This window comes from Endothiovibrio diazotrophicus (assembly GCF_054657215.1).
Genome location: NZ_BAAHXB010000016.1, coordinates 1 through 26,220, shown reverse-complemented (window position 1 = coordinate 26,220; position 26,220 = coordinate 1). Strand labels below are relative to the sequence as shown.

Genomic DNA, 26,220 nt, shown 5'->3' with positions numbered 1-26,220 from the left:
ATCGGAGCTGCCTTCGGCGGAGGTGCCTTCGTTCCGGCGGATTACGCTAACGCTAATCCGCCCTACCCCACTCCTCACCGCATGCCGCGCTCAACTCAACCTGCGGCGCCAGCAAGCAATCAATCTTTTCTCCGCGCCTCTGCGACTCTGCATTAATCGCTCCCGGCTTCCTGCCTCCCGCGACATTTGCACATCCATGTACTTCATCCGTGTTGATCATACCAAGCCGAACAAGAACTCACGCCGCACGCGGACGGACATCGCGTTCGAGGCAATCGCCTAGGCGCTTGCGGGCCTCTTCCAGGTCGTAGTCGGCCTGCAGGCCCATCCAGAAGCCCTCGGAAGTGCCGAAGTAGCGCGCCAGACGTAGGGCGGTGTCGGCGGTGACGGAGCGCTTGCCGTGGACGATTTCGTTGATCCGGCGCGGCGGCACGCCGATCTCCCGGGCGAGGCGGTTCTGACTGATATCGAGAGGGATGAGGAACTCTTCGAGGAGAACCTCTCCAGGATGCACATTGTCCAGCACGATGCTCATGGTCCGCTCCTCAATGGTAATCGACGATCTCCACGTCCCACGCATTCCCGTCACGCCAGACGAAGCAGATTCGCTGAGCCAATTTCCCACGAAAGCCCTTGATCATGCCCAAACCATAACGCAACGCAACATATAACGCAACTCGTTATACCCCGGAATTCCGGCATCGGTTGGGTTCCTCTGGTTACGACGCTCCGCGTCGTAACCAGCCACCTTGGACGCTCCGCGTCCGGAATATCGAGCAAGCGATTGGGCCCACGATTTGACGCATAGCGTCAAAGAGGGCGTTGCCACGCGGAGCGTGGTAACGAGAAAAAGGACCGCAGGGCGGGTTAGCGATAGCGTAACCCGCCGCATCGAAGCGGCCTTCGGCGGAGTTGTCTTCGTTCCGGCGGATTACGCTATCGCTAATCCGCCCTACCCCATCCCTCACCGCCCGCTGCGCTCAACCCGCGGCCTCACCAAGCAATCAATCTCTTCTTTGCGCCTCTGCGTCTCTGCGTCCTCCGCGTTGATCATCCCAAGCCGACAAGAACTACTCCGCCGCGGCCTCCACCGCCGTGGCGATCTGCGCGGCGAGGCGTTCCACCTGGGCCATGTCGCGCCCCTCGACCATCACCCGCACCACCGGTTCGGTACCGGAGGGACGCAGCAGCACGCGGCCGTGGCCATTGAGTTCGCGCTCCGCCTCGGCCACCGCCGCCTGCACCCCCTCGGCCGTATCCAGGTCGATCCGTTCGGCCAGCGGCACGTTGACCATGTGCTGGGGGTACTTGGGCATCCCCTGCTTGAGGTCGTGGAGCGGCTTGCCACTGCGCACCATCGCCTCCAGCACCTGCAGCGCCGAGACGATGCCATCGCCGGTGGTGGTACGGTCGAGACAGAGGATGTGCCCGGAAGACTCGCCGCCGAGGCTCCACCCCTCCTCCTTGAGCATCTCCATCACGTAGCGGTCACCTACCTTGGCGCGCAGGAAGGGCACCTCCTTGTGGGCGAGCCCCTGCTCCAGGCCGAGGTTGCTCATCAGGGTGCCGACCACCCCGCCCTTCAGCTCGCCGGAGGCCAGGCGAGCACGGGCGATGACGTAGAGCAGCTCGTCGCCGTCCACGATCTCCCCCTTGTGATCGACCATGATCAGCCGGTCGCCGTCGCCATCCAGGGCGACCCCCACGTCGGCGCCGTGCTGGAGCACCGCCACCTGCAGCGCCTTGGGGTGGGTGGAGCCGCACTCCTCGTTGATGTTCAAACCGTCGGGCTGGTTGCCGAGCGAAACCACCTCGGCGCCGCGCTCGTGGAACACCGGCGGGGCGACGTGGTAGGTGGCGCCGTTGGCGCAGTCCACCACCACCTTCATCCCCTCGAAGGTGATGTCGTAGCCGATGGTGGACTTGCAGAACTCGATGTAGCGGCCGGCGGCATCGTCGATCCGCTTCGCCTTGCCGAGGCGGGCCGAGTCGACACACTCCATGGGCTTGTCCAGCTCCGCCTCGATGGCCAGCTCCACCTCGTCGGGCAGCTTGCGGCCGTCGCCGGAGAAGAACTTGATGCCGTTGTCATAGTAGGCGTTGTGGGAGGCGGAGATGACGATGCCCGCCTGGGCGTGGAGGGTGCGGGTGAGATAGGCGATGGCCGGCGTCGGCATCGGCCCGAGCAGGCGCACGTCGACCCCGGCGGCGGAGAGCCCGGCCTCCAGGGCGGACTCGAACATGTAGCCCGAGATGCGGGTGTCCTTGCCGATCACCACCTTGCCGCGTTTGCCGCCAGCGGTGAGCACGCGGCCTGCGGCCCAGCCGAGTTTCATCACGAACTCAGGGGTAATGGGAAAACGACCGACCCGCCCACGCACCCCGTCGGTGCCGAAATACTTTCTGCTCACTGCTAAACCTCTTGAAGAGAAGAGGTCCGCAAATGAACACGAACAAACGCAAATAAGAGAATCAACCGCAGCTTAACGCAGACTTCCGCAGATGAATGTTCAATCCAGTCCGCGGAAATCTGCTTTAATCTGCGGCTTCCTCCGGGAAACAAGCTGTTACCTTTTTTCTTATTTGCGTTTATTCACGTTCATTTGCGGACAAATATTTTCCTAAACGCCGAGCACGGCGTTGATCGTGCGGACCGCCTCATAGGTCTCCTTCACATCGTGGACGCGGAGGATCCTCGCCCCCTTGGCCGCCGCATAGGCGGCCAGGGCGATACCGCCGTTGAGCCGCCGTTCCACCGGGGCGCCATCGAGGATGGCACCGATCATCGACTTGCGGGAGACCCCCACCAGCACCGGCCCCAAATCGTTGAAGTGCTCCACCGAGCGCATCAGCCGCAGGTTGTGCTCCAGGGTCTTGCCGAAGCCGAAGCCGGGGTCCACCACCACCCGCTCGGCGGGGATACCGGCCGCGACGCAGGCGGCCTTCCGCTCGGCGAGAAAGGCGTGGACCTCGGCCACCACGTCGTCATAGCGGGGTGCCTGCTGCATGGTGCGCGGCGCGCCCTGCATATGCATCAGGCAGACCGGCACGCCGCATCGGGCGGCGGCGGCCAGCGCCCCCGCGCCGCGCAGCGCGGCGACGTCGTTGATCAGGCCGGCACCGGCGGCCACCGCCGCTTCCATCACCGCCGCCTTGGAGGTGTCGACGGAGACGGGCACCGGCAGCTCGGCGGCGATCGCCTCGATCACCGGGATCACCCGCGTCAGTTCCTCCTCCACCCCCACCGCCGCGGCGCCGGGGCGGGTCGATTCGCCCCCAACGTCGATGATCGCCGCCCCCTCGGCCATCATCCGCTCCGCCTGGTGCAGGGCGGCATCACGACCGAGGAAACGGCCGCCGTCGGAGAAGGAGTCGGGGGTGACGTTGAGAATCCCCATGATTTGCGCGCGGCGCAAATCAAGTGGTTTTCCGTTGCAATCGAGAAAGGTGGGTGCGGTCATCAAGCCAATGCCGTCAATGGAACAGAGTTCGGTTTCGCGGTGCACCGGGCCGGCATCCCACCGACCACCATGCGGTCGCGCCCTCCCCAACGAAACGAAGATCCCGCTCCGGAAACGAAAAGGCGCGGCCGAAGCCGCGCCCTTCTCCACTCATCAATAGCATTAATCGCGATAGCGATTAATGGGACGACGCCGGCCCGCCGATGGTGCCGCCGCTGCGACCGGTCTCGGACTCACCGCCCGAGGTGCGGCCGCTGAGCCCGCCGGTACCGCCGTTGGAGTTGGGCTCCTCCCAGTCGCTCGGCGGCTTCGGGTCGTTGCCGTTCATGATGTCGTTGAGCTGATCGGCGTCGAGGGTCTCGTACTTGATCAGCGCCCCGGCCATCCGGTGCAGGGCATCCATGTGCTCCTCCAGGATGGTCTTGGCCCGCAGGTAGTTGCGGTCGATCACCGCCCGCACCTCCTCGTCGATGGTGTGGGCGGTCTCGTCGGAGATGTGCTTGTGCTGGGTCACCGAGTGGCCCAGGAACACCTCGCCCTCCTCCTCGCCGTAGGCCAGCGGCCCCAGCTTGCTGGAGAGGCCCCATTTGGTGACCATGTTGCGGGCGATCTCGGTGGCGCGCTGGATGTCGTTGGAGGCGCCGGTGGTGACCGAGTCGTGGCCGAAGATGATCTCCTCGGCGAGGCGCCCGCCGAACAGGCTGGAGATCTGGCTCTCCAGGCGCTGCTTGGAGTAGCTGAGGCGGTCCTCCTCGGGCAGGAACAGGGTGACGCCGAGGGCGCGGCCGCGGGGGATGATCGAGACCTTATGCACCGGGTCGTGGGAGGGCACGAGTCGACCGACGATGGCATGGCCCGCCTCGTGGTAGGCGGTGAGCTTCTTCTCGTCCTCGCTCATCACCATGGACTTGCGCTCCTTGCCCATCATGATCTTGTCCTTGGCGCGCTCGAAGTCGATCATCTCGACCTCCGCCTTGTTGGCGCGCGCCGCCATCAGCGCCGCCTCGTTGACCAGGTTGGCCAGATCGGCGCCGGCGAAGCCGGGGGTGCCGCGGGCGAGGATCGCCGCGTTGACGTTGTCGGCGGCGGGCACCTTGCGCATGTGCACCTTGAGGATCTGCTCGCGGCCGCGCACGTCGGGCAGCGGCACCACCACCTGACGGTCGAAACGGCCGGGGCGCAGCAGCGCCGGGTCGAGCACGTCGGGGCGGTTGGTGGCGGCGATCACGATCACCCCCTCGTTGCCCTCGAAGCCGTCCATCTCCACCAGCAGCTGGTTCAGCGTCTGCTCGCGCTCGTCGTGACCGCCGCCGAGACCGGCGCCGCGATGACGGCCGACCGCGTCGATCTCGTCGATGAAGATGATGCAGGGGGCGGCCTTCTTCGCCTGCTCGAACATGTCGCGCACGCGGGAGGCGCCGACGCCGACGAACATCTCGACGAAGTCGGAACCGGAGATGGTGAAGAAGGGCACCTTCGCCTCGCCGGCAATCGCCTTGGCGAGCAGCGTCTTGCCGGTACCGGGGGAGCCCACCATCAGCACGCCGCGGGGGATCTTGCCGCCCAGCTTCTGAAACTTGCCGGGGTCGCGCAGGAACTCCACCAGCTCGACCACCTCCTCCTTCGCCTCCTCGACGCCGGCGACGTCGGCGAAGGTGATCTTCACCTGATCCTCGCCGAGCATGCGCGCGCGGCTCTTGCCGAAGGAGAGCGCCCCGCGACCGCCGCCGCCGCCCTGCATCTGGCGCATGAAGAAGATCCACACGCCGATCAGCAGCAGCATCGGGAACCAGGAGATGAAAATCTGCATCAGCAACGACTGCTGCTCGGGCGCGCGCGCCTCGATCTCGACGCCGGCGTTGATCAGGTCGCCGATCATGCCGGGATCGTCGGGGCTGTAGGTGGTGAAGAACTGGCCGGAGGTGGTGCGGCCCTTGACCACCCGTCCATCGATGCTCACCGTCTGTACGCTGCCCTGGTGCACCTCGTTGAGGAACTGCGAGTAGCTGATCGCGTTGGCGTGCCCGGGGCGCTCGCCGAAGTTGTTGAACACCGCCATCAGTACGGCGGCGATCACCACCCACAAGACAATATTCTTTACGATGTCGTTCAAGGGGTTACCTCTGAGATAGAGAAGCCGCGCCGGCACCGGGCGGGCCTCGAAAAAGATGTGATAACGACGCTGGAAAGGCTCTAAATTAGGTACCTTACACTACCGGAAGTTCCGCGCCAACGCATACACCTCGCGGGAGCGGTCGCGGGAGGCCTTCGGCTTGCGGGTCTTCACTTCACCGAAGGAGGCGCGCAGCTCGCGGAAGTAGTCGTCGATCCCCTCCCCCTGGAACACCTTGGTGAGGAAGGAGCCGCCGGGGCGCAGGGCTTGGCGGGCGAAATCGAGGGCCAGTTCCGCCAGATACATTGCCCGCGGCTGATCCACCGCCTTCATGCCGCTGATATTGGGCGCCATGTCGGACATTACAAGGTCGACGGGGTGGCCATCGAGAGCGGCCATCAGTTGATCGAACACCGACTGCTCGCGGAAATCCCCCTGGATGATGGTGACGTCGGCCATCGGGTCCATGGGCAGGATGTCGAGGGCGACGATGGTCCCCTTCTCGCCGATCTTCCGCGCGGCGTACTGGGTCCAGCCACCGGGGGCCGCCCCCAGGTCGACCACCGCCATCCCCGGCTTGAGCAGCCGGTCCTTGAGATCCAGCTCCTCGAGCTTGAAGGCTGCGCGGGAGCGCCACCCCTCTTTCTGGGCACGCTTGACGAACTCGTCGTCGAAGTGTTCTTTCAGCCAGCGGCGGGAACTTTTGGTGCGGGGCATAGGGGGAATGACACACGGGGCAGATCATCAAGGGAAAGCCGGCACGGCGCGCGGCCGTAGGGTGGACTAAGCGCAGCGCCGCCGATGGCAAACACGTCGAAAGCGGAAGTGATTGAACGCGCATTATAAGATAGGTATCGTTCGCGCCCCAAACCCACCGTGCTCCGGAGCCGCCGCCATGCCCTTGACCGAGAACCAGAAACGCCACCTGCGCGGCCTCGGCCACGCCCTCAAGCCGGTGGTGATGGTGGGGGGCAACGGTCTGACCGAAGGGGTGTTGCGCGAGATCGAGCTCTCCATCGAGCACCATGAGCTGGTCAAGGTGAAGATCGCCGCCGGCGACCGCGCGCTGCGCGACGCGATGATCGGCGAGATCTGCGCGAAGAGCGGCGCCGAACTGGTCCAGCGGGTGGGCAACATGGCACTGCTGTTCCTGCGCAACACCAGGAAACCGAAGGTGGAGATTCCCCGTTCGTAAGGCGCCTACCCCCGGCGGATCAACCAGCAATGGTGAATCCGCGGGTTCCGCCGGAAGTCCTGCGGAATGGTCTGCGCCGTGATCTCCTCCACCGCCAGCCCCGCCAACCCCTCGCGGTCCAGGCGGAACTTGCGCAGGTTGTTGGAGAAGACCAGCGTCCCCCCCGGCTCCAGCAGCCGCACCGCGGACCGGATCAGCGCCACGTGGTCCCGCTGCACGTCCAGCGTCCCCTCCATCCGCTTGGAGGTGGAGAAGGTCGGCGGATCGAGGAAGATCAGATCGAATCCGCCGGGCGGCTGCTCCTCCAGCCAACCGACACAGTCGGCCTGGATCAGCTCGTGCTCCTCGCCGAGGATGCCGTTGAGCTCCAGGTTGTGGTCGGCCCAATCGAGATAGGTGGCCGACATGTCCACGGTGACGGAGGCCACCGCCCCACCCAGCACCGCATGGACCGTCGCCACCCCGGTGTAGGCGAAGAGGTTGAGGAAGCGTTTCCCCTTGGCCATCTCCCCGATCATCGCCCGGGTGACGCGGTGGTCGAGAAACAGCCCGCTATCCAGATAGTCGCTGAAATTGACGTAGACCCGCGCCGGCCCGTCGTAGACCTCGAAGAAGCGCTCCGCCTCCCCCTGCCGCTCGTATTGGCTCTTCCCCCGCTGCCGCTCGCGCCGCTTGAGGAACAGCCGCTCCACCGGGATCTCCAGCACCGCGGCCACCGCGCTCAACGCCTCGACCAGCCGCCCCTGGGCCTTCTCCGCATCGATCGACGGCGGCGGCGCATACTCCTGCACCACCACCCACGGCAGCGGTCCCCCCTCCGCTTCGTGGTAGAGATCCACCGCCACCGCATACTCCGGCATGTCGGCGTCGTACAGCCGATAGCAGGCCACCCCCTCGCGGCGCGCCCACTTGCCGAGCTGCTTCAGATTCTTGCGCAGCCGGTTGGCCAGCGCCGCGGCCCCCTCGCCGAGCGGCGCCCGCTCCTCCACCGCCTTCACCACCGCCTTCGGCAGGCCGTTGATGTTGGGAATGACGAACCAGCGCGGCTCCACCGCGAAGCGCAGCAGCTTGCACTCCAGTGCACCGTTGTAGAGGGTGTGGCTGCGCCGCGCCCGCAGCCCCAGCTCCATGCCGAGCCCGGCGTTGCCGGTGAAGACCGCCGCCTGCCAGCCGAGGAAGCGCTCCTTGAGCAGCTTGCCCAGCCCGGCATAGAGCTCACGCAGCCGATCCAGATCGCCGATCCGCTCGCCGTAGGGCGGATTCACCGCCAGCAGCCCGCCGCTCGCCCTGGCCGGCGGCCGCGCCTCCAGCGCATCGGCCCGCTCGACGTGGATCCGCCCGGGCAACCCCGCCAGCTCGATGTTGCCCAGCGCCGCATGAACCGCCTGGCGCTCCCGGTCGAAGCCGACGATGGTCGGCAGCCGCTCGGCCCCGGCCGCCCGCCGCCGCTCCGCCTCGGCCTTCAACTCCCGCCACAGCGCCTCATCGTGCCCCTTCCAGCCGTGAAAGCCGAAGCGCTCGCGCAGGATCCCCGGCGCCACGTCGGCGGCGATCCACGCCCCCTCGATCAGCAGCGTGCCGGAACCGCACATCGGGTCGACCAGCGCGCCACCGGCGGCGGCGATCTCCGCCCACCCGGAGCGCAGCAGGATCGCCGCCCCCAGGTTCTCCTTCAGCGGTGCCGCCACCCCCTCGCCGCGGTAGCCGCGGCGGTGCAGCGAATCGCCGGAGAGATCGATGCTGAGGGTCGCCGCGGTGCGCTGGAGGTGCAGCCGAACCCCCAGATCCGGCGCCTCGGCATCCACCGACGGCCGCTCGCCACTCCGCTCGCGGAAGCGATCGACGATGCCGTCCTTGACCCGGAGCGCGGCGAAGCGGCTGTGGGTGATCGGCGAGCGGCTGAGCGTCGCGTGGACCGCGAAGGTGGCGCCGAGATCGAGGTGCTCCTCCCACGGAAAGGCGTGTACCGCGGTATAGAGCGCATCCTCATCGGCCGCCTCGAAACGGGTCAGGGTGAGCAGCACCCGGCTGGCGGTGCGCGACCAGAGGCAGGCACGATAGGCGCAGGCGAGATCCCCGCGAAAGGCCACCCCGGCGGCGCTCTCCACCACCTCCGTGGCACCCAGCGCCCGCAGCTCGTCGGCGGTGACGGAGGCGACCCCCTTGGGGGCGGTGGCAAAGAGATCGAAGAGCGGCATGGCAGCGGACCGGACGGGAGAAAAGGGGGCGCCATTGTAGCCGAGACAGGGCAGGCGGATACGCCTCCCGACATCGGCAAGATCGAGGAAATCCCGGTCATCGGGTTGTCGGTCTCACCCCCGCCCGTTGATCGCCGCCCCGAGCAGCCGCGCGGTGATGTCCACCACCGGGATCACCCGGTCGTAGGCCATCCGGGTGGGTCCGATCACGCCGAGCACGCCGAGGGTCTTGCCGTCGGCCTGGTAGGGGGCGGTGACCACGCTGCAGCCGTCCAGCACCTCCCACCCCGACTCCTCGCCGATGAAGATCTGCACCCCGTCGGCACGCACGCAGCGATCGAGCAGGTGGAGCAGGTCGCGCTTCTCGGTGAAGGCATCGAACAGCCGGCGCAGCTGCCCCACCTCGGAGAGTTCGCTGAAGCCCATCAGGTTGGTCTCCCCGGCGAGCACGTAGTCCTCCCCCTCCTCCTCGGCGAAGGCCCGCTCGGCCATCGCCACCAGCTCGGCCATCTCGCGGTTCATCCGCTCGCGGGCGTCGTTCATCTCCGCCACCACCTTGCGCCGCACCGCCTCCAGGTCGAGCCCGGCGTATTCGCTGTTGAGGTAGTTGGCGGCCCGTTCCAGCTCGGCGCGGCTGTAGTCGCGGTCGACGTGGATGATGCGGTTCTGCACCTCCTCCGGGGCGAGCACCACGATCGCCAGCACCCGCCGCTCGGAGAGCGGCAGGAACTCGACGTGGCTGAGGCGCTGGATGGTGTGGCGCGGCAGGGTCACCACCCCGGCCAGTTGGGTGATTCCGGAGAGCAGCCGGCTGGCGCTCTCCACCAGTCCCTGGGGCGACTCGCCGCCGGCCAGCCGCACCTTCAGCGAGGAGAGGGAGGCATCATCCAGGGGGTGGACCGTGAGCAGCGAATCGACGAACAGCCGATAGCCCTGCACCGTCGGCACCCGCCCGGCGGAGGTGTGGGGGGAACGGACCAGCCCCAGCGACTCCAGGTCGGCCATCACGTTGCGGATGGTGGCCGGGCTCAGCTCCAGCCCCGATTCGCCGGCGAGGCTCTTCGACCCCACCGGCTGGCCGTCGCGGATATAGCGTTCCACCAGCACCTTGAGCAGTTGCTGGGCGCGCTCGGAGAGGGTCTCACCAGTGGGTGTGGGGTGCGGATCGGTCATCGGGGGGGAGCGTCCGGGGCGGTATACGTGGGTTCCTCGAACCCCTAGAATAAAACAGTTTGAAGAGCCGGTCGTCCCCAACGCGCCACGGCCCGGCGAGCCCGCGAGGAACCCATCCGTTGACCGAACCCCACGCCTTCCGCACCATCGGCCTGATCGGCAAATACGAAGACCCCAGCTCCGCCGAGATCGTCCACTGCATCGCCGGCTGCCTCGCCGAGCGGGGACTGGAGGTCCTGCTCGACCGCTCCACCTCGCTGATCACCCCCATCGCGGGACTGGAGACCGCGGAGCGCGACGAACTCGGCAAGCGCTGCGAGCTGGCCATCGTGGTCGGCGGCGACGGCACCTTCCTCAACAGCGCCCGCTCCCTGGCCGACCACGACATCGCACTGCTCGGCGTCAACCTGGGGCGGCTCGGCTTCCTCACCGACATCTCCCGCGAAGACATCGACGCCTCCCTTTCGGCGATCCTCGACGGCCACTACTGCGAGGAGCACCGCTTCCTGCTCCAGGCGCGGATCGTCCGCGGCGGCGAGGTGATCCACGAGAGCGTGGCACTCAACGACGTGGTGACCCACCGCGAAGTGGGCCGGATGATCGAGTTCGAGACCCGTATCGACGGCCGCTACGTGAAGACCCACCGCTCCGACGGGCTGATCGTCTCCACCCCCACCGGCTCGACCGCCTACGCGCTGTCCAGCGGCGGCCCGCTGATGTACCCGACCCTGGAGGCGGTGGTGCTGGTGCCGATCTGCCCCCACGCGCTCTCCAACCGGCCGCTGGTGGTGAGCAGCGAGTGCAACGTCGAGGTGGTGATCCACGACAGCGGCAACAGCGCCTCCAAGGTGACCTGCGACGGCCAGGTGAGCACCGAGGTGCAGTGCGGCGACCGCATCCACATCCGCGCCAAGGAGCGCCGCCTGCGGCTGATCCACCCGGCCGACTACGACTACTTCGGCATCCTCCGCGCCAAGCTCGGCTGGGGCGAGGTTTTTTGAATAGTAAGAATACTTGTCCGCAAATGAACGCAAATAAACGCGAATATTGCGGACTGCCGCCCTATAGGGCGTGCCGCGCGCGCCGTCTTCGGCCATTCGGGCACTACGGCGCTGGAGCCTTGGGTGCCACCCCTCGGCGGGAACGGCCCGCCCGATAAATCGATCCCCCGAAAATGCACACCAATGAGCACATTTCGAAAGGAAGCCTCCATTCCGATTTGCGTTCATTCGCGTTCATTTGCGGAACCTCTTCTCTTCCTCTTTCCGAACCGGAACCGCAACCATGACTGACGATGAACCGAGCTTCGACCGCGTCGCGGCGGTGGACCTGGGCTCCAACAGCTTCCACATGATTGTCGCCCGCGAGGCCGACGGGCAGCTCCACGTCCTCGACCGGCTGAAGGAGATGGTCCAGCTGGGCGCCGGTCTCGACGACCGCAACCGCCTCACCGAAGAGGCCCAGAACCGCGCCATCGACTGCCTGGCGCGATTCGGCGAGCGACTGCGCGGCATGGCCCCCGGCAGCGTCCGCGCGGTGGGCACCAACACCCTGCGCATGGCGCGCAACTCCGGCGACTTCCTCGCCCGCGCCGAGGCGGCCCTGGGCCACCCGATCGAGATCATCGCCGGGCGCGAAGAGGCGCGGCTGATCTACCTCGGCGTCTCGCACACCGTCCCCCCCGCCCCCGGCCGGCGGCTGGTGATGGACATCGGCGGCGGCTCCACCGAGTTCATCATCGGCCGCGACTTCGAGCCGCTGGAGCGCGAGAGCCTGCACATGGGCTGCGTCAGCATGAGCCGGCTGTTCTTCCCCGACGGCGAACTCACCGCCCGCGCCTTCGAGTCCGCCGAGCTCGCCGCCCGGCTGCAACTGCGCGCCATCGAGGCGGCCTACAAGGAGCTCGGCTGGGAAACCGCCATCGGCGCCTCCGGCACGATCCTCGCGGTGGACGAGGCGATCCGCCTCAACGGCCTGTCGGAGGAGGGGATCACCCTCCCCGCCCTGGAGGCACTGACGGCCAGGATGATCGAGGCGGGACGGCCGGAGAATCTCGGCTTCACCGGGGTCAACCCGCTGCGCGCGCCGGTCTTCGCCGGCGGCGTGGCGGTGCTCGGCGCCGCCTTCCGTTCCCTGGAGATCGGACGCATGCAGGTCTCCGAAGGGGCGCTGCGCGAAGGGGCCGTCTACGACCTGCTGGGGCGCATCCACCACGAGGACGTGCGCGAGCGGACCATCGCCCGGCTCAGCGAGCGCTACCACATCTCCGAGAATCAGGCGCGGCGGGTGGAGCACACCGCCCTGGAGTGCCTGCGCCAGGTGGCGGAGCCGTGGGAGCTGGACGACCCCCAGTCGGCCCACCTGCTGGGCTGGGCGGCGCGGCTGCATGAGCTGGGTCTGGCCATCGCCCACACCCGCTACCACCGCCACGGCGCCTACCTGGTGGAGAACTCCGACCTGCGCGGCTTTTCGCGCACCGAACAGCGGGCCCTCGGCGTACTCATCTACGGCCACCGCCGCAGGCTGCCTTTCTCACGGATCGAGGAGTGCTCACCGGAGCGCCGACGGGACATCCTGCGCCTGTGCATCCTGCTGCGGCTGGCGGTGCTGCTCCACCGCAGCCGCCAGGACGAACCGCTGCCGCCCTTCACCCTCACCGCCAACCCCGAGAAGAACACCCTGCGCCTGCACTTCCCCGAGGAGTGGCTCGCCCAGCAGCCGCTGACCCTCGCCGACCTGCGCCAGGAGGCGGAGTACCTGAAGGCCAACAAGATCAAGCTGAAGATCAATCAGGAAGGGAAGAAGGGGAGGAAGGGCGAGGCCTGAGCCCCCCCCCAGAGCCCCCCGGAGCAAGGAGCCCCTCAGCCCCCGGCGTCATCCGCGTAGGTCGCCGCTACCGCGGCGACGCAAACGGGGGCAGCAGAGCCACGGAAACCATCCACCTTTCCGAGTGCCGCCGCAACGCTCGGAACGCACGCGGCATCCTTGTCCCCGCTGCCCCCGTTCCCGTCGCGGCAGTAGCCACGACCTACGACACCGGCCGACCTCTTCACGATATTCCGCAAGAGGTGCCACCCCATTCAGCGCAACGAAGCAAACCACGCCGCCCCATACAACAATGCGAACGGCGCGCAACCGGCGTGGTCGTCCCCCTCCAACTCCTCCAATTCCACCTGCGTGGCACCGTGGGCGACGAAGGCGTCATAGGCCACCCGGGAATTGGCGAAGGGGACCGAGGCGTCGCCGTTGCAGTGGTAGAGCCGGGTCGGCGTCTGCGGCGCCCAGTCGATGAGATCGTTGGCCACCAGGGCCAGATTGAGCGGCGCATCGGGCTCATCGCGCAGTGCCGCCAGCAGCTCCGGGCCCAACGCCTCGGCAGGGACCGAGGGCAGCACGGCATTGATCTCGTCCTGGTCGTGGGTGCCGTCGTAGAGGGCCCGCAGGGTGGTGGCCAGCTCGCCGGCGAACGCCTCGCCATCATCGTCGAACAGGCCGTAGACCCGGTCGTAGGCGAACAGCTGGTAGGGGAAGTAGTAGGGCTCTTCGTGGGGCGTCCCCGCCAGCACCCGCTCGCGCATGGTCCCCGAAAGATCGTAGGGACCGGCCATCGGCGCCGAGGCGGTGAGGGTGAACTCGTCGCCGTACTGCTGCTCGATCGCCCGCTGGGCGGCGAGAGTGACGTAACCCCCCTCCGAGTAGCCGGTGAGAAACAGCGAACCGTCCAGGGCGACGCCGCGATCCGCCAGCGTGGCGCGGGCGGCGCGCAGCGCGTCCACCACCGCGTTGGCGGAGGCGGGGCCGTGGACGAAGGGGTGGAGCCCATCCGACACCCCCAGCCCCAGGTAGTCCGGGGCCACCGCCGCATAGCCGGCGGAGGCGAACAGCGCCGCCACCAGATAGCCGTCGCCCACCGTCCCGGTGGAGGGGGCCTCGTCGCGCAGCAGCAGCGTGCCGTGCTGATAGGAGAGCAGCGGCAGCGCCCCCTCCGCCCCCTGCGGCAGGGCCAGCAGCGCCGAGGCCTCGGTGGAGCTGCCGAAGGGATCGGCGGTACGGTAGGTGATCCGCAACAAGGTAACGCCGTAGAGCGGACTCACCCCGCTGGGCCAGAAGGGCAGCAGCGCGGAGAGGGTGGAGAGCGACTCCTCCCCCACCGCCTCCACCGCCACCAACACCCCGCGGTCGGCGGGCTCCGCCGCCGGGGCCACCCCCTCCACGGTCAGGGTCGCCTCCCCACCGTCGCCGGAGAGGCGTAGCTCCGCCTGGTAGATGCGGCCGTCGTACTGCAGCCGCGGCACCTCCAGGAGATCCCCCTCCAGCCGCGCCACCGCCGGCTGCGCCTCGTCGGCCACCGCGCCGCGGGGGCGCAGCGCGGTCAGCACGAAGGCGTCCCCCCGCGCCTCCAGCTCCGCGGCATAGATCGAACCCGCCACCTCCACCCACGGCAGATAGAGGCGGCCGTCGGCGGAGTAGATGCCATCGGCGACCGCCCCGAAGGCGGCCGACACCGAAATGAGAAACAGCAGAACGGGCAGGCGCAACATGGAAACACTCCTCACCGGCGGATGGACGGCACGATCAAAGGTCGAAGTCTACCAAGAGGCGAGCCCTGCCTCTTACCCACAAATCGGCCGATTTGTGGGTAAGAGGTAGGGCGAGCCCACCGCACCGCCCCGATCCAACCACCGCCGCTGCCGATGCCCCCCCCTTTTTACCTTTTACCTTTTACCTTTTACCTTTTACCTTTTACCTCCCCTCCCCTCCCCCAGCCACCGACGCGCAGCGCCCCCGATGTTTACAGGCCCCTCCACCCCCACCGGCAACGAGCAGCGCGTCCTCACCTGCGCCCAGCTCGGCCACGCCCCGCTGCGCGAGCTGCTCGCCCGCTACGACCTGGAACTGGTGACGGTGGCGGCGGGCGAGCCGATCCCCGGCACCTGGTTCGGTGAGCCGGAGGCCGGGGTGATCGCCAACCGCATCTACGTCCGCCCCGACACCCCGATCCACTCCGCCCTCCACGAGAGCGGCCACTACATCTGCATGTCCCCCGAGCGGCGCGACGGACTGCACACCGACGCCGGCGGCGGCTACGACGAGGAGAACGGCGTCTGTTACCTGCAGATCCTGCTGGCCGATGAGCTGGCGGGGATGGGTCGGGCGCGGATGTGGTCGGACATGGACGACTGGGGCTACACCTACCGCCTCGGCTCGGCGCGGCGCTGGTTCGAGGAGGACGCCGCCGACGCCCGCCGCTGGTTGCTCGACGAGGGGCTGATCGACGCGCACGATGCACCGACCTGGCGGCTGCGCACCTCTCCCGACTAACCCATCGCGAAAACCACCGCCCCCGAACGGTGGAACCACGGATACAACTTCCGGGAAAAAAGCGGTTTCATTGCGCCGAACTCCCCCCCCAAGAGGAGCGACCGGCATGCAACCCGATCTCGACACCCTGCGCGAGCTGTGGCATGGCCACCTGGGGCGCGCCTACTGGCGGGCCCACCCTCGACGCACCCTGGGCATCTACGACGCCCCCCGCCACCGCATCGCCCAATATGCGGTCTACGGGGCGACCAACCTGCTGTTCCCGATCGCCGCCCTCGCCCTCGCCCACGGCGTCTACGACGACGACAACTTCCGCGCCCTCCCCGCGTCGGCGGAGATCGCCCGGGGGCTGGACCTCATCCTCTACCTGCTGCTGCTCGCCGGCGCGGTGCTGACGCTCACCGCCCTGCGCCTGTTCCAGGTCGACTGCTGCAACGGCGACACCGACCGCTGCGACCCCTTCCGCTGCTGGGCGATGCTCCGCGCCTACCGGTGGGCGAACGCCAAGGGGTGGATCCACCGCGTGGAGGGAAAGCTGCTCTTCGAGCGCCGACGCAACCCCGAACGCGGCCCTCCCGACGGTGTCGGCGAACGGCGCCGTGCAGACGTCAACGATCGCTGACCGTCAGGCTGCTCACCGCTCCCCCTGCTTCGCCCAGGAGTCGCGCAGGGTGACGGTGCGGTTGAAGACCGGCCGGCCCGCCTCGGCAGTGGCCTTCGCGTCGAAGGAGAAGTAGCCCTCGCGCTCGAACTGGAAGCGCCCCTCCTCCCCCCCGTCACCGGACAAGGCAGGCTCCAGGTAGCAGGGACTCAGCACCTCCAGGGAGTCGGGGTTGAGGTGCTCCTTGAAGTCCTCCACCCCCTTGCCGGGGAAAGGGTGGCTGAACAGCCGGTCGTAGAGGCGCACCTCCGCCTCGACCCCGTGGGCCACCGAGACCCAGTGGATCACCCCGCGCGGTTTGACCCCCTCCGGATTCTCTCGCAACGAATCGGGGAAGTACTCGCAACGCAGTTCGACAAGATTGCCGCCCTCGTCTTTCACACTCTCCTGGTGGCGAATCACATAACCGTTACGCAGCCGCACGGCCCCTCCCGCCACCAGGCGCTTGTATTTCTTGTTGGCCTCCTCCTGGAAATCGGCCCGGTCGATCCACACCTCGCGGCCGAAGGGGATCTCGCGGCTGCCCATGGACTCGTCCTTGGGGTGGTTGGCGGCAGAGAGCACTTCACTCTCCCCCTGCGGGTAGTTGGTCAGCACCACCTTGAGCGGGTGGAGCACCGCCATGCGGCGCGGGGCGTGGGCGTCGAGGTCCTCGCGGATGCAGTTCTCCAGCAGCCCCATCTCGGTGGTGGCATCCGACTTGGTCACCCCGATGCGCTCGCAGAAGTCGCGGATCGAGGCGGGGGTGAAGCCGCGGCGGCGCAGGCCGGCGATGGTCGGCATGCGCGGGTCGTCCCAGCCGGCGACGTGCCCGCCGCTGACCAGCTCGGTGAGCTTACGCTTGCTCATCACCGCGTACTGGAGATTGAGGCGGGAGAACTCGTACTGGTGGGGACGCGCCGGCACCGAGCAGTGCTCCACCGCCCAGTCGTAGAGTGGGCGGTGGTCCTCGAACTCCAGGGTGCAGATGGAGTGGGTGATCCCCTCCAGGGCGTCGGAGAGCGGGTGGGTGAAGTCGTACATCGGGTAGAGGCACCACTCGCTGCCGGTCTGGTGATGCACCACCCCGTGGCGGATGCGGTAGAGCACCGGATCGCGCAGGTTGAGGTTGGGCGAGGCCATGTCGATCTTCGCCCGCAGGGTCTTCGCGCCGTCGGGGAACTCGCCGGCACGCATCCGCTTGAACAGATCGAGGTTCTCCTCGACGAAACGGTCACGATAGGGGCTCGGCTTGCCCGGCTCCTTCAGCGTACCGCGGTGCTCGCGCATCGCCTCGGCGTCCAGCTCGCAGACGTAGGCCAATCCCTTTTCGATCAGCTCCAGGGCGAAGCCGTAGAGCTGCTCGAAGTAGTCGGAGGCGTAGAAGACCTTCTCGCCCCAGCGGTAGCCGAGCCAGCGCACGTCCTCCTGGATCGATTCGACGAACTCGATGTTCTCTTTGTGCGGATTGGTGTCGTCGAAGCGCAGGTTGCAGCTCCCCCGGTAATCCTCGGCGATGCCGAAGTTGAGGCAGATCGACTTGGCGTGGCCGATATGCAGGTAGCCGTTGGGCTCCGGCGGGAAGCGGGTGTGGACGCGAGTCTCACGACCGGCGGCCAGATCGGCATCGATGATCTGGCGGATGAAATTGGACTTCTTCTCGGTTTCGCTCATGGCGCGGCTTCCGTTGTAAATCGGGCGGGCCGTGCCCGCCGAAACGCCTGTTAAAGAGAATTCAAACCGCAGATTTACGCAGATGATAGGGATCGATGATCTGCGTCAATCTGCGTTAATCTGCGGTTGAATTCTTCCTTCTTACCCCTGCTCGGCGCGGGCCTCGATGAAGGCGATGGCCCGATCGATGCGCCGCAGGGTGGCCTCGCGGCCGACCAGATAGAGGGTATCGTCGATCCCCGGCGAGGCGGCCCGGCCGACCACCGCGACGCGCAGCGGCTGGGCCACCTTGCCCATCTTCAGCTCCAGCGCCTCGGCGACGTCGGCGACGCACCGGTGGATCGCCTCCCCCTCCCACGCCGGCAGCACGGCCAGCGCCTCACGCGCCTTCTGCAGCGGCTCCAGCGCCACCGGGCGCAGGTTTTTCTTCGCCGCGGTCTCGTCGTAGTCGTCGAAATCCCGGTAGAAGAAGGCGGAGATCTCGGCCATCTCCTTCAGCGTCTTCGCCCGCTCCTGCTGCACCTTCGCCACCGCCACCAGGTCGGGCCCCTCGGTGGGGTCGATGCCCAGCTCGCCCATGTGGTGACTGAGCAGCCGCGCCAAGTGCTCGGGCGTCGCCTCCTTGATGTAGTGCTGGTTGAGCCAGGCGAGCTTCTCGTTGTCGAAGCTGGCGGCGGCCTTGTTCACCGCGTCGACGTCGAACAGCTGCACCAGTTCGTCCACCGAGAAGATCTCCTGGTCGCCATGGGACCAGCCGAGGCGCGCCAGGTAGTTGATCAGCGCCTCCGGCAGGAAGCCGTCGTCGCGGTACTGCAGCACGCTCACCGCGCCGTGGCGCTTGGAGAGCCGCGCACCATCCGGTCCGAGGATCATCGGCACATGGGCGAAGGTGGGCACCGCGGCGCCGAGCGCCTGGTAGATGTGGATCTGCCGCGGGGTGTTGTTGACGTGGTCGTCGCCGCGGATGACGTGGGTGATGCCCATGTCGATGTCGTCCACCACCACGGTGAAGTTGTAGGTGGGCGAGCCGTCGGTGCGCTGGATGATCAGGTCGTCCAGCTCGTTGTTGTCGAAGGCGATGCGCCCGCGGATCAGGTCGTCCATCACCACCGCGCCGTCCACCGGGGTCTTGAAGCGGATCACGTAGGGGGCGTCCGCGCCCGGTGGCTCCTTCAACGCGCGGCAGTGGCCGTCGTAGCGCGGCTTGATCTTTTTCGCCATCTGCTCCTCGCGCAGGGCGTCGAGGCGCTCCCTGGAGCAGTAGCACGGGTAGGCCTTGCCCTCGGCCATCAGCCGGTCGATCACCTCCTTGTAGCGATCGAAGCGCTGGGTCTGATAGAACGGCCCCTCGTCGTAGTCGAGGTTGAGCCAGCTCATCCCCTCGAGGATCGCGTTGACCGACTCCGGGGTGGAGCGCTCCAGGTCGGTGTCCTCGATGCGCAGCACGAAGGTACCGCCGTGCTTGCGGGCGTAGAGCCAGGAGAAGAGCGCGGTGCGCGCGCCGCCGACGTGGAGGTAACCGGTGGGACTGGGGGCGAAACGGGTGCGTACGGTCATGGCTCGGAACTCTCGAAATAGGCGCTGAGGACGGCCGCGACGGAGGCGCCGCGGAACGCGCCATTCTATCAAATGGGCGGGGAGAAAGCCGCAGCCGGCAGAGCGGCGCACGCGCCTCCCGCAACCGACGGCGGTGTATCAGAAAATCTCCTTATTGCGGCCATGGGGGGGATGTGGTCTCGTAGAGGACTTAACGCCCCCGCCTGCGCAGCCGAACGAAATCGAAAAAATAGGGGCGACCGCCCGATTCCTGATTCATTGTGCATATCAAAGGGGGAGACACGGATGCCGCGCTTGACCAACAAGCTGTTCACCGACCTGGCCATCTGGATGACCGCCTTCGGCCTGGTGATCGGGCTCTGCTTCCCCTTCCTCGCCACCCTCCTCGGGATCGCCAGGGAACAAGCCTTCACCCCCATGTTCTTCGCCGCCACGGTGGCCGCCGGACTGCTCGCCGGCGCGCTCAACTTCCTCCTCGCCCGGCTGGTGGTGCGCCCCCACATCCGCATGCTCGCCGACCACATGCACATGGTCGAGCAGGCCATCCGCGGCGCCACCTTCGAGGGGGACTGGAGCGGCTGCTCCACCGATCACTGCCGGGTGCCGGTGGACTCCTACGACGAGCTGGGCGAGGCGGCGATGGCCTTCAACGACCTGGTGGAGGCGCTGTTCCGCGCCCACGAGGTGGAGACCGCGGTGACCGACTTCTCCAACGCCCTCTCCAGCCAGCTGGAACTGGACGCCCTGACCCGCCAGGCGCTGGCCCTGCTGATCCAGCACACCGGCTCGCTCGCCGGGGTGGTGCTGATCGAGAGCCAGGGGGAGCTGCGGGTGGCCGCCCAGCACGGCCTGCGCAACCCGGAGCGGATGATCGACAGCGACCACATCCGCCAGGCGATGCGTAGCGGCGATTGCGGCACGGTGGAGGTGCCGGAGGAGGTGCGCATCGAGGCGCTGCTGGCCGACTTCCGGCCGCGGGAGATCCTGGTGGTGCCGATCCAGTTCAAGAATTCGCCCCTCGGGGCGGTGGTGCTGGCCGGCACCGAACCCTTCAGCGGCGACGCCCAGTGGCTGGTGCAGCTCTTCCGCCAGGGCTTCGGCCTGGCGCTGAACAACGCCCTGGCCCACGAGCGGCTGCAACGGATCGCCGCCCTCGACGTGCTCACCGGCGTCTACAACCGCCGCTTCGGCCTCTCCCGGCTGCACGAGGAGTTCAACCGCGCGGTGCGCGGCAACACCCCGCTGGGGCTGCTGATCTTCGACCTCGACCACTTCAAGTCGATCAACGACACCTACGGCCACCTGGTCGGCGACCGGGTACTCACGCGGGTGGCCGAATCGGCCCACCGGGCGATGCGCGAGGGGGACATCCTGGTGCGCTACGGCGGCGAGGAGTTCCTCGGCATCCTCCCCGGCGCCTCCTGCAACGACACCCAGCTGGTGGCCGAACGGCTGCGCCGGATCATCGAGGAGACCAACGTCAAGGACGGCGAGCAGACCATCGTGGTCACCGTCAGCGTCGGCATCACCTCCTTCCCCCAGGACGACGTGGACGACGAGAACCAGCTGATCCAGGACGCCGACGAGGCCCTCTACGCCGCCAAGCGCCAGGGGCGCAACCGGGTGGTGTTGGCGCGCTGACGGGCGGGGGAGCGGAGGCGATACCCGCCTGACGAAATCCGGAACGGATAACCCAGACGATGGAATCGCTGAAAGAAGGGCGCCTCAACGAGGCGCTGCTGGACCTCTGGCTGCAACTCAAAATTCGCGCGCGACTCAATGACGCGGAACAACAGCGGGCGGATGACCGCCCGGCCTACGCCCGACGACACGATGAATACCTCTCCGCCCTGAATCGCGGCGGCCCCGCCTTATGCAACCTGCCCCTCGACACACCCCTCGCCCTGCTGCAGGCCCTCGACCAACACCTCTATCTCCGGCGGTCCTACAAACGGGCTCCCGCGATCGGACTACGCCGCGAGGCTGAAGGCTACTTCCTCCACCCCCGCCGTCTCCCCCGCGGCCACCAGCCCGCCTCCTCTACCAAGGCCGGCTCGATCCAGGCTTGGCTCCGCTACCATTGGATCCTCCCCGAGCGAATCAACGGAATCACCATCCAAATCCGTGAGGCCAAGGACGCCAACATCCAGCGGTTGAGCAACCATCCGCGGCTCACCCTCCTCATCGGCCGCTTCCCTGACGAGATCCGCCCCGCCTGGCAACGCGATACCGCCGGATGGCGAGCCCTCCGACTGACCGATCCCGAAGTACGTTGGCACTCCATGGAACGGCTCCTCAACAGCGCAACGGCGTATGGCGCCCAGATCCTGGTACTCCCCGAACTGACCCTCTGCCCGGAGCTGCGGGAGCGAACCGCCACTTGGCTGCGCGAGAACCGCCACCCGCTCCTCCTGGTCCTGCCGGGCAGCTTCCACCGGGAGGAGCCGACAGGCATCTTCAACCACGCGGAACTGCTCGACGCCACCGGCGAGCCCCTGCTCGACCACCGCAAACTCACCGCCTACGGCTCCATCAATGCCCCCGAACGCATCCGCGTGGGAGAGCGCATCGAACTCCTCGACACCCCCGCCGGCCTCTTCGCCACGCCGATCTGCCTCGACTTCTGCGACGAACGCCTCGGTTCGCTATGGCGGGAGCTGGGCATCGACTGGGCGCTGGTCCCCTCCTTCGGCGAAGGGGCCACCGTCCGCGCCCACCACGCCCGGGCCAAGGCGCTCCACCGTGCCCACGCCGCCGTCACTGCGGTGGCCAACCAGCACCCCGAGGGGATCGCGGCGGATAGTGGCTTCATCCACCCCGGCGAGGAACCCACCGCCGACGACGGCACGGAGACGCGCGAAACCACGATCGATCTTTGAACGGTTACATGGAGAACCTTTTTTAACTATCATTGACACACAACAGTTCACATCGGTTCACACCAATGACCATCGACCTCGTCTACTGCGATCCCGCCGAGCTGGCCGACCACGCCGACTTCGACACCTTGGAGAGGGCCATCGACGCCCTCGACAGCTGGGAGGCGCGCCCCGCCGAGGTGCTCGACTTCGTCTACCGCAGCCGCCTCATCCGCCTGCTCCAGGAGCGCGCGCCCCTGGAACGGCTGCGCGAACTCAACGATCACCTGGGGCGCGTCGCCCATCGCGGCCGGCGGGCGGTGCTGGACGCCCTGGAGCCCCCCTACCACGCCCGCTGGACCACCTACCGGGAGATCCTCGAGGACCGCATCGCCGCCCTCGACAGCGCGGCGAGCGATCGGCTGCTCGACTACGCCCACGTCGCCGAGGCTCTGGCTTCGATCGGCGAGGCGGGAGAAATCGGCCAGAAGAAGCTCGGCGAGGCCCTCGGCCTCTCCAAGCCCAACCTCACCCGCGTCCTCAAGCTGATGGAGGCGAACGAGCTGATCGAACGGCGGCGGGCGGGCCGGGAGAACCGCATCGCCCTCGGCCTCAACGCCCCCCGCGACCCGGAGCCCCCGGCCGCCGACGACCCCGCCGAGCCCTCCGACGAATACCCGCGCCTGGGCCGCTTCCTGACACTGCGCGCCGCATGAAACCCTTCATCACCACCTTCTACAGCTTCAAGGGCGGCGTCGGCCGCACCACCCTGCTGGCCAACGTCGGTGCCCGCCTCGCCCTCGACGGCAAGAAGGTGCTGCTGTGGGACCTGGACCTGGAGGCCCCCGGCCTCCACCGCATCGCCGCCCTCACCCCCAAGGCGATGCCCAAGGAGGGGTTCCTGGAGTGGCTCAAGGCGTGGCAGGGCGGCGGGGCCCGACTGCCCCTGCCCAAGGCGCGGATCAAGTCGCTGCTCCAGCGCATCCGCCCCTGCCCCGCCGCCGCCGGCCTGGAGATCCTCCCCGCCCACGGCGAGAAGGCCGACTTCGCCACCCTCTACGAGGACATCGACTGGCACGCCCTGCTGGTGCGCGAGCCCGCCCGCGGCGTCCACCTCTTCGCGGGGCTGCTCGGGGCCCTCGCCGAGGCGGGCGGCTACCACCACATCCTGCTCGACGCGCGCACCGGCATCACCGACCTGGGCGGCCTGATGGGCGCCCTGCTCCCCGACGCCACCGTACTGGTGGGCAACTACGCCCGCCAGAGCAGCGCCGGCCTGCTCTACGTCTATCAAGCGCTGCAACCGGCGGTGGAGGGGCGGCTCAAGCAGCGCGAGCGCGCCCTCGAACGGCTGCTGGTCGCCTCCCCGGTGCCCCAAGACCAGGCCTCCGCGCGCAAGCTGCGCGCCGCGGCGTGGGGCGAGGCGTTCGCCCTCGGCGAGCGCGCCGCGTGGACCGAGATCCCCTTCGACAGCCGCCTGCTGTTCGGCGAGGAGCTCTTCGTCCTCACCGAGCCCACCGCCCCGATCGCCCTGCGCTACGCCGAGGTGGCCACCCGGATCGACGATCTGCGCCAGTCGCGGGAATTGGAAGAAGCGGCCAAGACTCGGCTGGAGCAGTCCCACGTCTCCCTCGACGGAGGCGTCCACGGCACCTCGAAGGTGGACGGAAAGCTCACCATCGGCCAGCGCTTCGAAGAGCGCGTCGCCCGCCTCCTCGCCCTGCTCGACTACAAGGTGGAGCGCGAGCAGCTGGTCGGTCCCAACCGCGTCGATCTGGTGGCACGCAAGCGGGCCGGCTTCCGCGAGGAGTGCTATCTGGTGGAGTGCAAGGATTGGCGGAAACCGGTCCCCAAGAGCGAGCTGGAGAAGTTCCGCAGCTGGCTCGACGACCCCGCCGCCCGCGCCCTCCACGCCGAGGGGATGTTCGTCGCCGCCGCCGGCTACGCCCCCGCCGCCCTCACCTACGCCCGCGGCCAGGGGATCCACGCCCTCACCCCCGGCGACCTGGAACGCTCGCTGTTCGACTTCACCCCCTACCTGGAACGGATCAGGCGCCAGTTCGAGGCCGACCCGCTGGCCCGCACCTACGTCGCCCAGCGGGTGCTGCTGGAGGGGGAGCCGGAGGATCTCGAAGGAGTCGAGGCGTTGGCCCACGCCACCGCCTGGGCCGGCGGCGAGGGGAAGCGGCTGTGGCTGGTGCTCGGCGACTACGGCACCGGCAAGAGCGCCTTCTTCAAGCGCCTCGGCTACGAACTGGCGCGCAACGCCCTGGACGATCCCGAGGCCCCGATCCCGCTGGCGATCGACCTCAAGCGCTTCCCCAACGCCATCCGTTTGGAGAGCCTGCTCCAGGATCACCTACGCGAGAGCCTCGGCTGGCACGGCAACCCCGAGATCTTCCTCCACCTGCTCGCCGCCGGCCGGCTGGTGCTGCTGCTCGACGCCTTCGACGAGATGGGCACCGCCGCGGTCCGCCGCAGCATCGAGGAGCAGTTCCGCCAACTGGCCACCCCCGCCGCCCGCTCCGGCGAGACCCCGCGCGCCAACCGGGTGCTGATCACCTGCCGCACCCACTTCTTCCGCGACCAGCAGCAGGTCAAGCGCACCGCCGCCGGCGGGCTGGCCGACCACCTGGTGAGCCACGACTCCGCCCTCGGCCGGGTCGCCCGCGGCTTCGACGCCGCCATCGACGAACTCCCGCCGTTCAACGACGCGCAGATCGACGACTACATGACCCGCCGCCTCGGCGCCGAACGGGCGGCCGAGGCGCGCGCCTTCATCGAGCGCACCTACGACCTCCCCAACCTCGCCACCCGCCCGGTGATGCTGGAGATGATGGTCACCTCGCTGCCCGAGCTGATGGCCGCCGGCGGGCGCATCACCCCCGCCCGCCTCTACTTCGAATATACCGGGCAGTGGTTACGCGACCACTCCGGCAACCACCTCCACACCACCCAAGAGCAGCGGCTGCGGCTGCTCGAACGGCTCGCCTTCGAGCTGTGGGGGGCCGAACGCCACCAGATCCACCACCTCCGGCTGATCCAACTGCTGGAGGGCTACCCCGACGAGATCCTCGCCGGCATCGACCTCCAGCGGATCGACCTGGAGCTGCGCACCGCCGCCTTCCTCACCCGCACCGGCGACGGCCACTACAGCTTCTCCCACAAATCGTTCCGCGAGTTCTTCTACGCCCGCCACCTGCTCGACACCCTGCGCCAGGGGCCGGAGCCGCTGGCCGCCGCCCTGGCGACCGCCGCGCTCACCCCGGAGTGCGTCGGCTTCCTCGCCGACCTGATGGAGGAGAAGGACTTCCCGCCACTGGCGGAAGGGACCCGCGGCATCCTCGCGGAACCCTACCGGGCGCGGATCAGCGAGAACGCCCTGCGGCTCGCCTACCACCACGCCGCCGCCCGCGCGGCAGGCGCCGGTGACGAGGTGATGCCGCTCCCCGACGGCATGAAACCGCTGATGCCCGAGGCGCCCCGGCTGGAGGGCGCGCGCCTCGGCGAGGCCGCGCTCCCCTTCGCCTGGCTCGCCGGCGCCCAATTGGCCGAGGCCGATCTGCACGCCGCCGAACTCTCCGGCGCGCGGCTCGACGGGGCCGACCTGCATGGCGCCCGCCTGGACCACGCCCGGCTGGAGCACGCGACCCTGGACGGCGCCCGCCTGACGAAGGCCTCGCTGCGCTTCATCGCGGCGCGCCACGCCTCCCTGCGCGCCGCCGATCTGAGCGGGAGCGACCTCACCGCCGCCCGCCTCACCGACACCCGCTGCGAATCCGTCGATCTGCGCGGCGCCAACCTCCACGGCGCCCGCCTCGCCCGCGCCGGGCTGGACGGTGCCCGCTGGGAGGGGGCGGAGTTGACCGCCCTCACCCTGCCCGGCGCGGCGGGGGAGCCCCCGCCCCTCCCCCGCACCCCCTCCCGCCCCCGGCCGCGGCTCCGTCTGGGCCATGGCGGCCTCGTCACCTCCGCCGCCTTCTCCAACGACGGACTGCGCATCGTCACCGCGAGCCACGACAACACCGC

At 68.2% G+C, this 26,220-nt stretch carries 19 protein-coding genes; 9 read left to right on the top strand and 10 right to left on the bottom strand.

Annotated elements, in window-relative coordinates; translation table 11 throughout:
- Positions 1 to 238: 238 nt before the first annotated feature.
- From ACYQ2W_RS06560 to rlmE, 5 genes are all read right to left on the bottom strand, one after another.
- Entirely contained in the window at positions 239 to 535 is a 297-nt protein-coding gene (locus ACYQ2W_RS06560; protein ID WP_459864470.1) for a HigA family addiction module antitoxin, read from the bottom strand.
- A gap of 535 nt (positions 536 to 1,070) precedes the next feature.
- Entirely contained in the window at positions 1,071 to 2,411 is a 1,341-nt protein-coding gene (glmM, locus tag ACYQ2W_RS06555) for a phosphoglucosamine mutase (RefSeq protein WP_459864468.1), read from the bottom strand.
- 210 nt (positions 2,412 to 2,621) lie between these two features.
- Positions 2,622 to 3,461: a dihydropteroate synthase gene (gene folP / locus ACYQ2W_RS06550; RefSeq protein WP_459864465.1), complete on the bottom strand. Its 840-nt coding sequence runs from the start codon at positions 3,459 to 3,461 to the stop codon at positions 2,622 to 2,624.
- A gap of 178 nt (positions 3,462 to 3,639) precedes the next feature.
- The gene (gene ftsH, locus ACYQ2W_RS06545; RefSeq protein ID WP_459864544.1) at positions 3,640 to 5,565 is read right to left on the bottom strand and encodes an ATP-dependent zinc metalloprotease FtsH; all 1,926 of its coding nucleotides are present in this window, start codon (positions 5,563 to 5,565) and stop codon (positions 3,640 to 3,642) included.
- A gap of 108 nt (positions 5,566 to 5,673) precedes the next feature.
- Entirely contained in the window at positions 5,674 to 6,291 is a 618-nt protein-coding gene (rlmE, locus tag ACYQ2W_RS06540) for a 23S rRNA (uridine(2552)-2'-O)-methyltransferase RlmE (RefSeq protein WP_459864462.1), read from the bottom strand.
- A gap of 178 nt (positions 6,292 to 6,469) precedes the next feature.
- Between rlmE and yhbY the strand changes: the two genes are divergently transcribed.
- A complete protein-coding gene (yhbY, locus tag ACYQ2W_RS06535; RefSeq protein WP_459864460.1) occupies positions 6,470 to 6,769 on the top strand; it encodes a ribosome assembly RNA-binding protein YhbY in 300 nt (99 codons plus the stop codon).
- A 5-nt stretch (positions 6,770 to 6,774) separates the two neighbouring features.
- On the opposite strand, the gene rlmKL is transcribed toward yhbY, so the two are convergent.
- Together rlmKL and hrcA are read right to left on the bottom strand one after the other, a co-directional pair.
- Entirely contained in the window at positions 6,775 to 8,967 is a 2,193-nt protein-coding gene (gene rlmKL / locus ACYQ2W_RS06530; protein ID WP_459864458.1) for a bifunctional 23S rRNA (guanine(2069)-N(7))-methyltransferase RlmK/23S rRNA (guanine(2445)-N(2))-methyltransferase RlmL, read from the bottom strand.
- A 114-nt stretch (positions 8,968 to 9,081) separates the two neighbouring features.
- Positions 9,082 to 10,140: a heat-inducible transcriptional repressor HrcA gene (hrcA, locus tag ACYQ2W_RS06525; RefSeq protein WP_459864456.1), complete on the bottom strand. Its 1,059-nt coding sequence runs from the start codon at positions 10,138 to 10,140 to the stop codon at positions 9,082 to 9,084.
- Positions 10,141 to 10,259: 119 nt separating this feature from the next.
- Here hrcA and ACYQ2W_RS06520 point away from each other — a divergent pair, with 119 nt between their 5' ends.
- Both ACYQ2W_RS06520 and ppx read left to right on the top strand, forming a co-directional pair.
- Complete coding sequence (locus ACYQ2W_RS06520; protein WP_459864454.1) at positions 10,260 to 11,141, top strand: NAD(+) kinase; 882 nt, start codon at positions 10,260 to 10,262, stop codon at positions 11,139 to 11,141.
- A 283-nt stretch (positions 11,142 to 11,424) separates the two neighbouring features.
- Positions 11,425 to 12,966 (top strand): exopolyphosphatase, encoded by a 1,542-nt coding sequence (ppx, locus tag ACYQ2W_RS06515; RefSeq protein WP_459864452.1) that lies wholly within the window; start codon positions 11,425 to 11,427, stop codon positions 12,964 to 12,966.
- Between the two features lie 254 nt (positions 12,967 to 13,220).
- On the opposite strand, the gene ACYQ2W_RS06510 is transcribed toward ppx, so the two are convergent.
- Positions 13,221 to 14,681, bottom strand: coding sequence for an alpha/beta hydrolase family protein (locus ACYQ2W_RS06510; protein WP_459864450.1), 1,461 nt, complete (start codon positions 14,679 to 14,681; stop codon positions 13,221 to 13,223).
- A 247-nt stretch (positions 14,682 to 14,928) separates the two neighbouring features.
- On the opposite strand from ACYQ2W_RS06510, the gene ACYQ2W_RS06505 reads away from it, so the two are divergent.
- Both ACYQ2W_RS06505 and ACYQ2W_RS06500 read left to right on the top strand, forming a co-directional pair.
- Positions 14,929 to 15,462, top strand: a complete 534-nt coding sequence (locus ACYQ2W_RS06505; protein ID WP_459864448.1) for a hypothetical protein — start codon at positions 14,929 to 14,931, stop codon at positions 15,460 to 15,462.
- Positions 15,463 to 15,568: 106 nt separating this feature from the next.
- Entirely contained in the window at positions 15,569 to 16,084 is a 516-nt protein-coding gene (locus tag ACYQ2W_RS06500; RefSeq protein ID WP_459864446.1) for a hypothetical protein, read from the top strand.
- Positions 16,085 to 16,096: 12 nt separating this feature from the next.
- Here the strand turns inward: ACYQ2W_RS06500 and ACYQ2W_RS06495 are convergent, their stop codons facing one another.
- Positions 16,097 to 17,776 (bottom strand): glutamine--tRNA ligase/YqeY domain fusion protein, encoded by a 1,680-nt coding sequence (locus ACYQ2W_RS06495; RefSeq protein WP_459864444.1) that lies wholly within the window; start codon positions 17,774 to 17,776, stop codon positions 16,097 to 16,099.
- Positions 17,777 to 17,917: 141 nt separating this feature from the next.
- On the bottom strand, positions 17,918 to 19,333 hold the full coding sequence (gene gltX, locus ACYQ2W_RS06490; RefSeq protein ID WP_459864442.1) for a glutamate--tRNA ligase: 1,416 nt from the start codon (positions 19,331 to 19,333) through the stop codon (positions 17,918 to 17,920).
- A gap of 285 nt (positions 19,334 to 19,618) precedes the next feature.
- Here gltX and ACYQ2W_RS06485 point away from each other — a divergent pair, with 285 nt between their 5' ends.
- The 4 genes from ACYQ2W_RS06485 to ACYQ2W_RS06470 form a co-directional block, all read left to right on the top strand.
- On the top strand, positions 19,619 to 20,974 hold the full coding sequence (locus tag ACYQ2W_RS06485) for a GGDEF domain-containing protein (protein WP_459864439.1): 1,356 nt from the start codon (positions 19,619 to 19,621) through the stop codon (positions 20,972 to 20,974).
- Positions 20,975 to 21,033: 59 nt separating this feature from the next.
- Positions 21,034 to 22,212, top strand: a complete 1,179-nt coding sequence (locus tag ACYQ2W_RS06480) for a nitrilase-related carbon-nitrogen hydrolase (RefSeq protein ID WP_459864437.1) — start codon at positions 21,034 to 21,036, stop codon at positions 22,210 to 22,212.
- A gap of 65 nt (positions 22,213 to 22,277) precedes the next feature.
- A complete protein-coding gene (locus ACYQ2W_RS06475; RefSeq protein ID WP_459864435.1) occupies positions 22,278 to 22,907 on the top strand; it encodes a helix-turn-helix transcriptional regulator in 630 nt (209 codons plus the stop codon).
- Positions 22,904 to 26,220: KGGVGR-motif variant AAA ATPase (locus tag ACYQ2W_RS06470; RefSeq protein ID WP_459864433.1), on the top strand; the 3,317-nt coding region annotated here is incomplete at its 3' end. The genes ACYQ2W_RS06475 and ACYQ2W_RS06470, both read left to right, overlap by 4 nt.